Here is a 13,788-nt window from a genome sequence, read left to right as displayed (position 1 = left end):
ACCTACAAAGATCATGAGCGTTGGCCCTAGAAATAACAGAACATGCTTCATCATATCCCCACCAAATCATGGCTTGTTTTTACTAACAAGATTGTAGCGAGGAATACAAAAAGCGAGTAGTACTAACTTCACGTAGTACCAAAAAAAACGAGGGCATGGATCACTCCAGCCCTCGTACTTATTTCTACTAAATCATCTAAATAAGCATCCCCGCAATCGCTGCGCTCAACAGATTCGCCAAGGTTGCCGCAACTACTGCACGCAAGCCCATCTCCGCAAGGTCTGATCTTCTTGACGGAGCAAAGCCGCCCAAGCCGCCAATGACCATAGCCAGCGCAGCCAGATTGGCAAAGCCGCAAAGGGCGAAGCTGATGATCACAACGCTTTTTTGCGACAAATTCGCAATCTCCGGTGCAAAAGCCGTGTACGCGACAAATTCGTTGAGGACAATCTTTTGTCCGATGAAAGAACCGGCTTTTAGCGCTTCCTCCCATGGAACCCCAATCATAAAGGCAATCGGCGCGAACAGGTAGCCTAAAATATGCTCGAGCGTCAATGCTTCTACTCCCACTAACCCGCCTAGCCAGCCAATAATCGAGTTCAGCAAGAAAATCAGCGAGATAAACGCGAGCAACAGCGCACCGACACCAGCAGCCACTTTTAACCCGTCCGAAGCTCCGCGAGCAGCCGCATCAATGACGTTTCTGGACTCCGTATCCTTCATCACTTCTACATGTTCCACTCTGTGGGGCTGTTCTGTTTCCGGCATCATCATTTTCGCGAGCAACAAACCACCTGGTGCTCCCATGAATGCTGCGGCCAGCAAGTACTCAATCGGAACACCAAGCATCGCATACCCACCGATAACCGAACCCGAAACGCACGCCAGTCCACCTGTCATTACAGCAAACAGCTCGGACTTGGTCATTTTCTCAATATAAGGCTTTACGACAAGTGGCGCCTCAATCGGACCCAAGAAAATATTTGCAGAGGCTGACATGGACTCGGTTTCGCTCGTTTTGAGCACCCGTGACAAAAATCCACCAATAATTTTCGTCGCCCACTGCATGATTCCGAGATAATACAGGACCGAAATCAAGGAAGAGAAGAAGATAATGATCGGCAATACTTGCAGGGCAAACGTAAAGCCTGCATTCTGTGCACCGAGTATCCCGCCAAACAAGAACTGGATTCCGGCATTCGTCGAATCAATGATGCTTTGTACAATCGACGCCAAGTACTCCAGAAGCTTTTTCCCAAAATCCCATTTCAGTACGACCAAAGCAAAAATAAACTGAATCGCAAACGCACCAATGACCGTTCTCGGATTAATCGCTCTCCGATTTTTCGAAAACGCAATGGCTATCAAAAAAATTCCCAGGATGCCGAGAACTCCCCAAATGTATTGCATGAACGTATCCTTTCCTTATCGCCAGCTGTGTCGATATCTAAGATGACTTGTTTTGTTCTAGTTCGCTTTTTTCGCTAATTCTGTTATGTAATCAAAGAATGCATCACGATCTACGTCATAAACCACATGTACAGGGCGTCCATCAGCCGTCTCAACAGTTCGGCCTTGGCTAGCACCTTCTGTAATCACGATGCTGTTAACCGTTTGCACCTTTACAAGATCACTATTGCCAACAAATGCTGTGGTTAATACATCCCACAGGTAGTAAGTCGAGTTGGTCGAGAAATGTACAAGCGGCGGCACCATTGCGTAGCATTGACCCAAGAAATCCACACCGATATGCTTGCGCGCTTTTGCCCAGCGCTCACGAACATCCAGTGTCAGTGGGACTTGGTTCGTGCTCTCCAGTGCGACCAAATCAATCTCAATTCCGCTTTCCCATACACGAGCAGCTGCTTCCGGGTCCCAGAATACGTTCCACTCTGCAGTTCCATCGTGCTCAGGCTCGTGCACGTTTCCTTCTTCGCGGAACGTTCCGCCCATCCACACCAGGCGCTCTACTTTTTCTTCGATAGTTGGATCGATATCCAATGCACGCGCAAGGTCAGTCAAAGGACCAGTAAACAGCAAAGTCGTTTTTCCTTCCGTAGCACGCAACGTTTCAATAATGTGAAGATGTGCAGGCTTGTCCGCTACTGGCGTAATCACTTCTCCTGATTCATTGAGTAAGGGCAGTGCGTCTACATAAAAGGCATGCATGCGCCAGTCCTTTGGAAAAGGATTTTTCCCGCGGGAATTGGACTCTGCTACATCCAAACCGCCATTACCAAAACGATCAATGATTTTCCGGCTGGCAAACATCGCTGGTTCCAAGTAGCAATCTGCTGGAATGACGGATACACCCGTCAGATTCACATTGTCCATTTGGAGCAGCAAGAATAAAGAAATTAAATCATCAACGCCGCCATCATGGTTAAAGTAAATGTTTTTCTTCATCATTATTATCTCCAATCTCATACATGAACTTGTATGAAGTATCATTAAACCACTATTATTTGGAACCCATCAAAAAATAATACTAAAGTTTTACTAAAAAATATACAATCACAATGAAAAACGCAATCGATAGACGAAAAAGAGGCTATCCCCCAGGACGGCCTCTGCATCTTTTATTTGTTTAACAAATGGAAAACTTGTTCGACATCTTTGTCCCCTCTTCCGGACAGATTAACAATCAGGATCTGCTCCGGGGACAGAGTGGGGGCCAACTGCAAGGCATACGCAATGGCATGTGCGCTTTCCAAGGCGGGAATGATCCCTTCTGTTCTCGATAATTCTTGAAAAGCCCCCAACACTTCTTCATTCGTCACCGTGTAATATTCCGCTCGTCCACTGACTTTTAGCTGGCTATGCTCTGGGCCAATACCAGGATAGTCCAACCCGGCCGCAATCGAATACGTTTTTTGAGGTTCTCCATTCTCATCCAGCAACACCAGGCATTTAAAACCATGAATGACGGCTGGAACCCCTTTGGTCAAGGTAGGTGCCTGATCAGGCTCAACACCAATCAGACGTACGGCTGGTTCCTCTATATAATGGGCAAATGCTCCAATCGCGTTACTGCCACCGCCAACAGCAGCGATGACCGCATCCGGCAATCGCCCTTCTTTTTCTAAGATTTGACGCTTGGATTCTTCACTGATAATCGCTTGAAAATATTTTACCATCGTTGGGAAAGGATGTGGACCAACCGCAGATCCCAATAAATAGAACGTGTTCTGATAGTTTTCAACCAGATCATTCAGCGCTTCATCGACCGCATCCTTCAATCTTCCTTGCCCTTTGGACACCGCAATCACTTTTGCCCCTAAAAGCTCCATCCGAAACACATTTAAAGCTTGTCTTTTCGTATCCTCCGCACCCATATAGATCACGCAATCCATGCCAAACATCGCGCAAACAGTCGCGGTAGCAACTCCATGCTGTCCTGCACCTGTCTCGGCAATAATACGTTGTGCACCCATTCGTTTTGCCAGAAGGATTTGACCAATGACATTATTGATCTTGTGGGCACCGGTATGGTTTAAATCTTCCCGCTTTAAATAAATTTTGGCCCCGCCGAGTTTTGCAGTTAAATGACGAGCAAACGTCAACGGATTTTCCCGACCGATATATTCTTTCAGATAATACTTGTACTCTTCGATGAATTCCTCATCATCTTTATACTTTTCAAATTGCTCAGCTAAATAGTCCAATACTTCCTGTAATTGTGGAGGGACAAAGCTTCCTCCGAACTCACCGAAATATCCCTTTTTTGTCTGTTCTGTCAATGACATGCTCATCTCTCCTCAGCTATAACTTGTCCTCAATCCTTTCTTGATTTTATAAGATCAAAAGAGCGTGTGTCAAAGTTGATTTTCGATTATTCTGAATTTTAATTTTGTCAGTTCATTTTCATTTTTTACAAAACAATCATTTTAGCTTCATATTTTCCCAATATAGATCGGGTAGTCTAACAAAAGCGGTTCACTACGTCGTTTTTTCATTCGGAGGGATATGATGAAGATTCACTTTCAAAAGAAAAGCTTGCTGGTCGCAACAATTGCGGCTCTATCCTTGATCGGCACACAAGGAGCAGGTGCAACTCAAAATGTAACGGGAGCACCAGTAGTAGCAGAAATTCATGAGTGGAAAAATCCTCCTGCGCTCGCTGAAGGTATTAAGGAAGGCGGCTTCTCCGGTCTGGTGCATCTTCCTAGCGATCCTCCTTCTATCTTTTATACATTGGCTGACCGTGGACCCAATGGTCAATTCGGCAAGGACGAGCTACGTACGTTCCCTGACCAAAACTACACACCACGCTTGTACAAAATAAAAGTGGAGAACGGAAACATTCACGTTTTGGAAACAATCAAGCTGCGATTGCCACAGGGCAAGATCAACGCCTTTACGAAAACTTCCTCTATCAGTGGATTGCCGAACCTCGCTGGCCCTGATGAAGTTCCTTACGATGTAACGGGAACAAAAAAGATTAGTTACGATCCAGACGGTTTGGATTTGGAAGGCATCGCTTACAACCCGGTCGACGATACTTTTTGGTTATCCGACGAATACCGCCCATCCATCATTCAAGTAAAGCGTGACGGTACAATCCTGGGCCGATATGTGCCAAAGGGTACTAAAGAAGCCTTGCTTGCCGCAGGTGCAAAGATGGAGATTTTTGATACACTGCCAGCCGTCTATTCCAAACGCATTGCAAACCGTGGCTTCGAAGGTATCACCATCTCGCCAGACGGCAAGTTCTTGTATACTTCGATCCAAAGTCCGATGGCACTCCCTGATAAAAAGACAGGTGAAGCTTCCCGTAACTTGCGCATTTTAAAGATGGATCTCGCCACCAAAAAAGTCGTAGGCGAGTACATGTACATCGCAGAGAACGCGAAAGATTTCGTGAAAGTGAAACAGAAAGACGTCGTTATCAGTGACTTGGCCGCACTCAGTCAGGATGTTTTACTGATTGACGAGCGCGACAAAAATGCCGGTGCAGACGCACAGCTTAAGCGTATTTATAAAGCAGATTTTTCGAAAGCAACCAATTTACTCGGTACGTCAACAAGTGAGCACGACTTCGAAAAACTCACCGTTGCCCAAGTGAAAGAGAAAGGAATTGTGCCTGTTTCCAAGGAATTGCTGGTGGATGTAGCCAAGTTGAATTATCCGCATGAAAAGCTGGAAGGCTTGGCGATTGTGGATAAAAATACAATTGCCATTGTGAATGACAATGATTTCGGCGTAGATGGCTATGATGAGCAAGGGAAGATTAAAATTAATAGCAATCCAACGCAGATGTATGTGATTAAAGTAGGTAAGGATTTGAAATAAGAAGGAAAAGGAAGGGGCGTGATCCCCTTCCTTTTCCATTCATTCCATATCTATTGTTCTTTCTATAACGAGGTCCATGTGCTTTCCAGCCACTGATCAAAATCAGCACCTTTTTCTCCCTCGTACGTATCATATATATCGCTTCTCATTTTTTGCAGTTTCTCTTTGAACTCCTCGAACGTATGACCTTTTGGCAAGCTTTTCTTAATTCTTACCAAGGCTTTCGTTGCTCCTTTGATCAAGTCGCCTTTTTTCTGAGCAGGTAATCGGACTCCTTCTCCAAAAGCTTTGAGTTTCTGAAAAGCAGCCTCCTGAACTTTGTACACAGTATCGTTGATCATCATCCGCGTCAGTAATTTCATTGTTTCTTCATGCTTCCACTGACCCAATTCTTCAACAGCCTCTAAGCGCTCTCTCCAATTCGATGTCCGATTAGCAGCTTTCTTTAATTCCTCAAAGTTTTGGGGAAGCTCATTTTTGATTACAGTATTATTCAATCGAATCTATCTCCTTCTGACTATCATCCTTCTATTATGACACTACGTCACACGAATAACACCACCTATTCACATATAAATTTCTCGAAAATCTAGGTCTGTTCCCGTCAACCCATGAATAAAATGAAAGGTATTTCGCCAGTTAACCTGTCATCTATCCATCGAGAGGAAAATGGAGGGTTGTCTATTGTTAACAGTCAGGAAGAAGAAAATATCCCTTTGGGTGATCAGCGTAATGATGCTCTCTGCCATACTGTTGCTCTTTGTGCCATCCGTAGAAGGGGCACAGGGCAAGGGATCTGAAGCATCCACAAACACAAATGTGGTAGCCGCAGCCAAAGTTTCACCAAAAGGCTTTTATGCAAATTGGGAAATGGATGTGGGCGGAGCAAGAGGATGCTCCTCGTTGTGCTGGGAGTATTTTTACTTCATCAACGATAAGCAGGTGGCAACCACTTTCCCAGACGGCGGAATTGATGCACTAAATTGCAGTAAAGATAAATGTTTAACCTATCAAATCAAAGGAAACAAACTAACGCTCAGTAACGGAAAATCGTATACGTTCAAAGTCAAATCAGCAAACGAACTGGAGATCAATGGTGGAAAATTCATCAAATATGCTCCCTCCACTGGGCTGAAGCTTCAGGGCAAGTACGAGTCTTTCAGCTATTCCTCCAATGTTCTTGGTACGGGATACGCAAGCTCGATCACCTATGTATTCAATAAGGACGGTACCTTTGTGGACAGCAGCGTCGTGGGCGTCACCACAGATGGTTCCAGTACAGGAGATAATTCGGGCACTTCTACTAGCGTCGGATCGGAGTCCAAAGCATCTGGAACCTACCAAATTACAAACTATACCCTCACTCTGACCTATAAGGATGGCAAAACGAAAAAGCTCCTATTTTTCCTGCCTGAACAGCCAAGTCCAAAAATGCTGCGCATCGGTGGCCGCGACTTTTTGCTCGCGGATGGAAACGCCTCTAAGCCTCAGCCCCCTGAACCGCCTTTTGGAGATTTTCTCACAACCAAAAAAGTAGCAAAAAAACAAGTACTCTTTACCTTCAAGCCAACCAAGAGCGATCAGAATGACAACATCAAAATTACCCTGCAAGGGTACCAGTGGGCAAAGCTGACGATTGAGCCAGCTTACGTCAATTCTTTTAAAGGATTCGGTGATAAGGGGATTGTCGCACTAACGGCAAAATATCGCATCGATAATGGGTCAGCTCAATCAGTTAAAGTCAACAGCTTGCAAGTTGCGCTTGATTTGCCCGATTCCAAAGCCAGTGTAAAAGCCGCAATCGGATTGACCCCTACAGTAAAGGATGAGTTAAAACCGGGCGAAGGCGTGGAGACCATGCTGGTCATTTTGGTGCCAGCCGAGCATTTTGACAAGAATAAGGATTTCAAGCTGTGGTTTGGTCCGCTGCTCAACCTGAAAGGGCAGGATGTGTTTCAAGAGGAATGGCCCAACTTCAACATATGGAAAAAGTTGTAGTAAAAAAGCTTCTCGCCTCTCATGATGATGAGGCAAGAAGCTTTTCATTTTGTATCATGCTCTAACCCTTACATTAAGACTGGTGTGTTCCTGCAATTTCTTTTTTCGAATACCAAGACATAATACGTCTTGCAGCTTCTTGATATCCGCCAGCGTTACGCAAGGAGTCCCCTACCTGTATCGCACGCTCTTTATAGGTGGATTCGTTCAACACTTGCAGCAAAGCGTCCTTCAAAGCTGTCGGTGTAAGCTGCCCTCTATCCAATATAATCCCCGCTCCTAACTCCTCCACTCGCTTCGCCACAATCGGCTGATCGGAGCTTAAGGGAATCATGACGAGTGGCACATGAAAATAGAGAGCCTCACTCGTACTGTTCATGCCAGCATGTGTAATAAAAGCATCGGCTTGCTGGAGCACTTCCAGTTGCGGAACGTACGGCTCAACGATGAAATTGGATGGAATATGGTCTCCGAGCACCCCCAGCTCCGTGTCTTTTCCGCAAGACAGAACGAATTGAGCCGGGATATCCTGAAAGGCTGCAAAGCACAGTTTGTACAATTCCACATCTTTGGTCAAAATACTGCCCATGGAAATGTATACGACCTTATCGTGTGGCGAGCGAAGCTTTTCAAAGGGAAAAGAAGGAGCATCCGGACGCGATGTAATCGAAGGTCCTGTAAATAGATAACTATCGTCCAGCTTGTCAGCATCTGGTTGGAATTCACGGCTGGTAAAGACAATCTTCATGTCCCCATACTGGCGAGTAATATCTTCAATGGCAGGGACGGCTACGTTGCATACACGAGCGATGCTCTGTGCAGTCTGCGTTACTCGTTCATAAAGTGCATCCACATCTACATCACTTGCATCAAACACTTCGACAATCTGGCTGAGCGGTTCTGCAAATGCCAGGTTGGTTACGGAGCAGATCGTCGGGATTCCTAACTTCTCCCCTAAGATCTCCCCTCCCCACCCAAACAAGGAGTCAAAAATCAGGTAATCAAATGATCCGTTTTCTATCTGCCGGAGAATCTCGGGAATGTGGGGTTCAATAATGCCTCGTAGCATAAAATCGGTGAAATGAAGAGGGTGTTTGAATTCTGTTGGGTTAAAACCTAAATCACGAGATACTTGTTCATCCAATTGATAAGCGCGGAATTGCGCCCCAGTCTGGGCAAGCCTATTCCGATATTCTTCTGAGCACATATAGACGACTTCTTCTCCGTTGTCGACTAGCTGCTTCACTAATCCCAATGTAGGATTCACGTGACCATCTGCTGGAATCGTAACATACAATACGCGTGCCACTCACTCCACCTCCAAAAGAATATTCAATTAGAAAATGTTTCCATTTCATTATAAGCTAGATGTCTGGTGAAAATAGTTAGAATCCAAATATTTCATAATTTGTTCAATATTTTATATGAAGATGTTTAGTATTGTGGGTAATTTTCGGAAACACAAAAATCCCTCCAGCCATCATTTCTCCATGTGAAGGGATTTGCATCCATTTTATTTAATTTGGAAGCCCCGAAGACCCGATGCCTACAAGGAGTTTAACTTCTGTACTTTTTTGAGATATTTAAAATATTCGTCTCGAAGCGGGTGCTTTTTACTCAACCACGGTTTACTATCTTCTCCTGTGTAGTGAATAATCGCCGGGTCTATTCGCAGGTTGCTTTTATAAAGATGCTTGGACTGATAATTCCATTTGGTATCAAGTTGAAGCCAATTATCATGAAGAATCGCATTCATCGGATCTTGACTGGGATAACGGATAATACTTTGGTTCTTTTTCATGTAATCCATAATCTTTTTTGTAATGTTATGCTCTCTCCATTTTTTCAAATTCATGACTAATACTCCCGCATTAAAGTAATCACAGTCATCCGGAATAGCCAGGTCGGCATGTCTTAATTTGTTTAACCCTTGCCAAGAATCCATCACCGCTGCAAGGAAATGTTGATCAACTTTTGTGTTCCATAATGGAGTAATGTCCTTTTTAATAACGATATCACTGTCCAAATAAATCACTTTTTCAACTTCTTTGTCCAGCAGGTCTGGAATAGAAATTCGATGATAGGTTTCCTGAGTAAGATGATCACGGACGAGGAATCCATCATATAGGGTCGGATCAATAGTTACATATTTGATTTGAGCATGGAATCGTTTCACAGTTTTCGTTAAGATGGATTTATTTTTCCCAGAGACTTGACTGTCGATAACGTGAACGATGACTGGGTTTTTAGAAACCTTATTTTCAAAAAGGGAATATAACATGACTGCGAGATGTATAGCAAAACCATCATTAACGGCTGTTACAATATGAATCGTGCCCACTATTCTCCCACCCCATATCCTTATTGAGCTATATATACACACTATTCATGGACAGCGGTGGTTTGTGTGATGAAAATACCTAATTATTTCTAGATGGGAGCACAATTCACAGCTGCAAGCCTCCGCTGATGCCACTTTTTTCTGTGATCGTGAAGAAAACCGTTATACGACTAGAGCATGTTCCATCCATCCCCATAAAATATATAAGCTGTGAGAACGAGTCGAATTCGGCAATGACCTTATCCCATAAGTAGCGGCGGTATTGGGGTAATTTGTCCAAGCTCCAGACAGGGAACAAGAAAGTACCTATTTAAAAGGGTGATGAAATATGATCTCCTTTGTGGTTGGCAGAGGTATGGGCCATCTCGGTAGATGCATTAGCATAACGGAAAAATTGCAGCAACACCATCTTCCCATTCACGTGTTTGCCTTTCGGGAAACACATGGCTATTTATCGAAAAACCTGCACAACGACGTCCAGTTGAAAGCCTTTAAGTCCAAAAAATTCGAGGATGGTAAACAAACCACACTATTAATAAATGATTGGCGCTCCGATGTGCCTCGATTTCGCAGTGAGGGGAAGGTCGATGGAAACACAAAGCTCGTGACCCTCTATCACAGTGACTTTATCATCGATAAAAATGATTCAGCTCCGATGCAGGAATATAAAAATCGCATTGTAGAAATCGCCAATCAATCCGATATCTTTCTGCACATGAATCTTATTCCACCTAAGCAGACCCATCCGCAAATGAACTGCATCTATATCCCGATTCCTTTAATCACCAGGGAAATCAGCCAGTCCCCGGAAGAAGTAAGACGCATGTTAGGCCTTCAGCAGAACGAGTCGTTTATTTTGGTTCACATGGGTGGCGGTCTCGCTAACCGTTATGAACAGATCGTGAAGTGGTATGATCAAATAAACTCACTTGCCGGCCGATATCGATTTGTTATAGCTGGGCAATTGGCAGATGAAGATTACCCATTCAATGAAAGAATCATCAAAGCCCCGCTCATCCCGAATGGCAAAAATCTTGTACAGGCGGCCAGTCTGGTCATTAGCAAACCGGGCATGGGCATTTTAGGAGATTGCATCTCTACAGGAACCCCATTGCTTTTCCTTCCGCCGGATGATGCGGAACGCGAGCAAAAAATAGATATGCTGAGGGAAATAGCCAATAGTGATAAGGTATCGATTCAGGAACCGGAAGAGATTGTACCAAAGATCGAGCATGCTTTAGCAAATAAAGAGGCCATTCAAAAAAGATTTCGTCTTATCCCTACCAACGGCGCTGAGGTCGCAAGCAAAATTATCGAAATGGCATACCGGATTCCGCTATCGAAATTGCCAAAAAGACAGGAGGATCTCTTGCGCTTGACTCCGTATAGCTCATTTGGAAATAAGGACTGATGACTTTGAAGCAAACAAGGAGGACTGTCTTAGGTAGAAGATCAATTTCTACTTAAGACAGTCCTCTTACTTTCGCTCATTTCCTCTCTAAATTACCATCTATGCGTCGAGTATATTTTCGATTAGAATATATCAGTGCTATTCTGCTATCGGCAGAAGGTCAAAATCTATTACAGGTTTACCCTGATATTATTGGAGGCTTTTACTACTATCATGAGCAGTCAACAACATACCAACGTCAAAATCGTCACAGCCGATCCTAGCGCGATCGGTTTGTTCGGACTAGCTATCGTTACGTTCGTAGCCTCTTCGCAAAAGCTTGGACTAACAGAAGGTCTTGGACTCGTGATCCCTTGGGCCATCTTCCTCGGTGCTTTTGCCCAACTCTACGCATCTATCCTCGACGCGAAGCACAACAACACATTCGGGACGACCGCTTTTGGAGCGTACGCGTTCTTCTGGCTCGCGACGGCAAGCAGCTGGCTTGTGAAGCTCGGCGTATTCGGTGAGACACTCGCTGCTAATGCGGACGGCGCACAGCTCGGCTTTGCCTTCGCTGGATATCTCATCTTCTCTATTCTGATGACGATTGGATCGATGGAGACTCATAAAGTATTGTTCTTTATCTTCGTCCTGATCGACGTCCTATTCTTAGGTCTGACTTTTGATGCTTTTGGTGTTGCTTCTGGCGTATTCAAACCAATGGCTGCTTATGCTGAGATGGGAATCGCTCTGCTCTCCTTCTACGGTGCAGGAGCAGCGGTGCTGAATAATCACTTTGGTAAAGTATTCCTTCCCGTCGGTCGTCCGTTTGGGATTTTTAAAGATCGTTCTTAGTTTGGTAGCCGCTCTTTTCGCTGATTTGCGAGGGGCGGCTTTTTCTATTCGTTGAAGCATGCAGATTAAAAAAGTGGTTCGTCACAACAACAACACCAGGGTAACATTTCCGCTTCCTCTACAATATGATGTGCCTAGAACAATCTAAAGAGGTGAGCTGATGGCAGTCGTAAAAGCCAGGAAAAATGATATTGACATGTTGGCAAGGTTGCTTCGAGCCGAAGCTGTGGGTGAAGGCGAAATGGGTATGCTCCTTGTGGGGAACGTTGGAATTAACCGAATAAGAGCGAATTGTTCCGACTTTAAAGGAATACGGACAATTCCCCAAATGATCAACCAGCCACATGCGTTTGAAGCTCTGCTTCATGGTATGTACTACCAAAGGGCTAGAGAGAAAGAACGCCGTCTGGCGCGACGGGTTGTGAATGGAGAGCGGTATTGGCCGGGCAAATTCTCCCTCTGGTATTTTCGTCCGGGAACGGCGCAAAATCCCCTGCCTTGTCCGCCGACCTGGTATAATCAGCCACACGTAGGACGTTACAAGCTTCATTGTTTTTATGAGCCGACCGCAAAAGAATGTGAAAATGTATATAATACTTTTTAAATTTGTAGACGAAAACAGCCTAGGCATTACACTATGGGTGAGTTACGACAAGGGGCTTAAACGTTAGCCCCTTGTATTTTTGTTAAGTCTAATCACATCAACGTTACGCTCCGAAATCTCCAAAGTCCTCCGGTGACTTATCTTCCAGCAAGATGATATCTTCTCCTTGCTGTTGTCTTATTTTAATATTTTCTTTCCCCCACGAACACATAACATCTACAATCTTATTCGCTGTAACTCCATATTCCGTGAGGCTATATTCGACTTTTGGCGGCATTTGCTGGTACACATATCTTTTTACAAGTCCATCCTTCTCAAGTTCGCGCAGCTGCTGGATCAGAACCTTTTGGGAAATGCCGTGAATATTGCGCTGTAATTCGCTTGTTCTCTTTACACCGGACATTAATAAGCATATGATCAGAGCTTTCCACTTTCCGCCGATGATTTCAAGTGTTGCCTCTATGCCCAGATTATATTGTTTCATAGATGAACACCTCGTTCATGCTGATCTTGTAAAGTCAGTATAAAAATTCATTGTTGCATATTTATTTTTTTGAGTCCAGTACACACCTTGAAGTAACCATCTTACTTTATTGTGTGTATTTTCTTTTTTTTATGCCTGCAAGATAATGATGATATTCAAAAAAGAGGCAAGACACTTTGGGGATTTTGGCCTGAGAAGGGGGTTTTTACAATGAAAACACTGGTGATTTTGGCACACCCGAACATTGAGGCTTCAAGGGTAAACCAGCGCTGGAAAGAAGAGCTGCTGCAATATCCAAACGATATTACCATTCATGAGATTTACAAAGAGTATCCTGATTGGAACATTGAGGTTCCTAGAGAGCAACATCTATTAGAGGCATATAATCATGTTATCTTGCAATTCCCGTTGTATTGGTACAGTTATCCGCCTTTATTAAAAAAGTGGTTTGACGATGTTTTTGCTTATGGATGGGCTTATGGATCAAAGGGTGACAAGCTTAAAGGGAAAAAATTGGGACTAGCCATGTCCATCGGCGATAAAAAAGAAAATTATTCGCCAGAGGGCTCTGTTTCTTTTACCGTGGATGAAGTGATTACGCCCTTTAAAGCCAGTACAGTACATGTCGGCGCAGTGGCATTACCCTATTTTGCTATCTTCGGAGCTTCATTTCAAGCTAGCGATGAGGAAATCAATCGCAGTGCAAAAGAATATATCGATTATATCTTTACGTATCAACAGTAACCAAGCTCTTCCGTGTTAGCTGTCCCTTCCTATCTTTTTAGGGTAGGATAGCCCCTTATCTTGATTCGTTTTTATA

At 44.2% G+C, this 13,788-nt stretch carries 13 protein-coding genes; 6 read left to right on the top strand and 7 right to left on the bottom strand.

The window, feature by feature from the left end:
• Positions 1 to 196: 196 nt before the first annotated feature.
• From ACKKE8_RS04435 to trpB, 3 genes are all read right to left on the bottom strand, one after another.
• On the bottom strand, positions 197 to 1,411 hold the full coding sequence (locus tag ACKKE8_RS04435) for a NupC/NupG family nucleoside CNT transporter (protein WP_409177093.1): 1,215 nt from the start codon (positions 1,409 to 1,411) through the stop codon (positions 197 to 199).
• Between the two features lie 57 nt (positions 1,412 to 1,468).
• On the bottom strand, positions 1,469 to 2,407 hold the full coding sequence (locus tag ACKKE8_RS04430) for a nucleoside hydrolase (protein ID WP_409177092.1): 939 nt from the start codon (positions 2,405 to 2,407) through the stop codon (positions 1,469 to 1,471).
• 173 nt (positions 2,408 to 2,580) lie between these two features.
• Positions 2,581 to 3,747 (bottom strand): tryptophan synthase subunit beta, encoded by a 1,167-nt coding sequence (gene trpB / locus ACKKE8_RS04425; RefSeq protein WP_409177091.1) that lies wholly within the window; start codon positions 3,745 to 3,747, stop codon positions 2,581 to 2,583.
• A 223-nt stretch (positions 3,748 to 3,970) separates the two neighbouring features.
• Between trpB and ACKKE8_RS04420 the strand changes: the two genes are divergently transcribed.
• The gene (locus tag ACKKE8_RS04420) at positions 3,971 to 5,293 is read left to right on the top strand and encodes an esterase-like activity of phytase family protein (RefSeq protein WP_409177090.1); all 1,323 of its coding nucleotides are present in this window, start codon (positions 3,971 to 3,973) and stop codon (positions 5,291 to 5,293) included.
• A gap of 62 nt (positions 5,294 to 5,355) precedes the next feature.
• Here ACKKE8_RS04420 and ACKKE8_RS04415 read toward each other — a convergent pair whose 3' ends face one another.
• Positions 5,356 to 5,790, bottom strand: coding sequence for a HEAT repeat domain-containing protein (locus ACKKE8_RS04415; protein ID WP_409177089.1), 435 nt, complete (start codon positions 5,788 to 5,790; stop codon positions 5,356 to 5,358).
• Positions 5,791 to 5,977: 187 nt separating this feature from the next.
• On the opposite strand from ACKKE8_RS04415, the gene ACKKE8_RS04410 reads away from it, so the two are divergent.
• Complete coding sequence (locus ACKKE8_RS04410; protein WP_409177088.1) at positions 5,978 to 7,291, top strand: hypothetical protein; 1,314 nt, start codon at positions 5,978 to 5,980, stop codon at positions 7,289 to 7,291.
• Positions 7,292 to 7,364: 73 nt separating this feature from the next.
• On the opposite strand, the gene ACKKE8_RS04405 is transcribed toward ACKKE8_RS04410, so the two are convergent.
• Together ACKKE8_RS04405 and ACKKE8_RS04400 are read right to left on the bottom strand one after the other, a co-directional pair.
• Positions 7,365 to 8,600: a macrolide family glycosyltransferase gene (locus tag ACKKE8_RS04405; RefSeq protein ID WP_409177087.1), complete on the bottom strand. Its 1,236-nt coding sequence runs from the start codon at positions 8,598 to 8,600 to the stop codon at positions 7,365 to 7,367.
• A gap of 237 nt (positions 8,601 to 8,837) precedes the next feature.
• Positions 8,838 to 9,632 (bottom strand): glycosyltransferase family 8 protein, encoded by a 795-nt coding sequence (locus ACKKE8_RS04400; protein ID WP_409177086.1) that lies wholly within the window; start codon positions 9,630 to 9,632, stop codon positions 8,838 to 8,840.
• Between the two features lie 328 nt (positions 9,633 to 9,960).
• On the opposite strand from ACKKE8_RS04400, the gene ACKKE8_RS04395 reads away from it, so the two are divergent.
• The 3 genes from ACKKE8_RS04395 (at position 9,961) to ACKKE8_RS04385 (ending at position 12,484) form a co-directional block, all read left to right on the top strand.
• Positions 9,961 to 11,043: a hypothetical protein gene (locus ACKKE8_RS04395; RefSeq protein WP_409177085.1), complete on the top strand. Its 1,083-nt coding sequence runs from the start codon at positions 9,961 to 9,963 to the stop codon at positions 11,041 to 11,043.
• 213 nt (positions 11,044 to 11,256) lie between these two features.
• Positions 11,257 to 11,880 carry an acetate uptake transporter gene (locus tag ACKKE8_RS04390; RefSeq protein ID WP_409177084.1) on the top strand — a complete coding sequence of 208 codons (624 nt, stop codon included), beginning with the start codon at positions 11,257 to 11,259 and terminating at the stop codon, positions 11,878 to 11,880.
• Between the two features lie 160 nt (positions 11,881 to 12,040).
• Positions 12,041 to 12,484 (top strand): cell wall hydrolase, encoded by a 444-nt coding sequence (locus tag ACKKE8_RS04385; RefSeq protein ID WP_409177083.1) that lies wholly within the window; start codon positions 12,041 to 12,043, stop codon positions 12,482 to 12,484.
• 103 nt (positions 12,485 to 12,587) lie between these two features.
• On the opposite strand, the gene ACKKE8_RS04380 is transcribed toward ACKKE8_RS04385, so the two are convergent.
• A complete protein-coding gene (locus ACKKE8_RS04380) occupies positions 12,588 to 12,968 on the bottom strand; it encodes a winged helix-turn-helix transcriptional regulator (protein WP_409177082.1) in 381 nt (126 codons plus the stop codon).
• Between the two features lie 210 nt (positions 12,969 to 13,178).
• Between ACKKE8_RS04380 and ACKKE8_RS04375 the strand changes: the two genes are divergently transcribed.
• The gene (locus ACKKE8_RS04375) at positions 13,179 to 13,712 is read left to right on the top strand and encodes an NAD(P)H-dependent oxidoreductase (RefSeq protein ID WP_409177081.1); all 534 of its coding nucleotides are present in this window, start codon (positions 13,179 to 13,181) and stop codon (positions 13,710 to 13,712) included.
• The last annotated feature ends 76 nt before the right edge of the window (positions 13,713 to 13,788 follow it).

Source organism: Brevibacillus fortis, assembly GCF_046196545.1.
GTDB lineage: Bacteria > Bacillota > Bacilli > Brevibacillales > Brevibacillaceae > Brevibacillus > Brevibacillus fortis_A.
The sequence above is the reverse complement of the archived record's forward strand: the minus strand, read 5'-3'. Positions and strand labels throughout refer to the sequence as shown.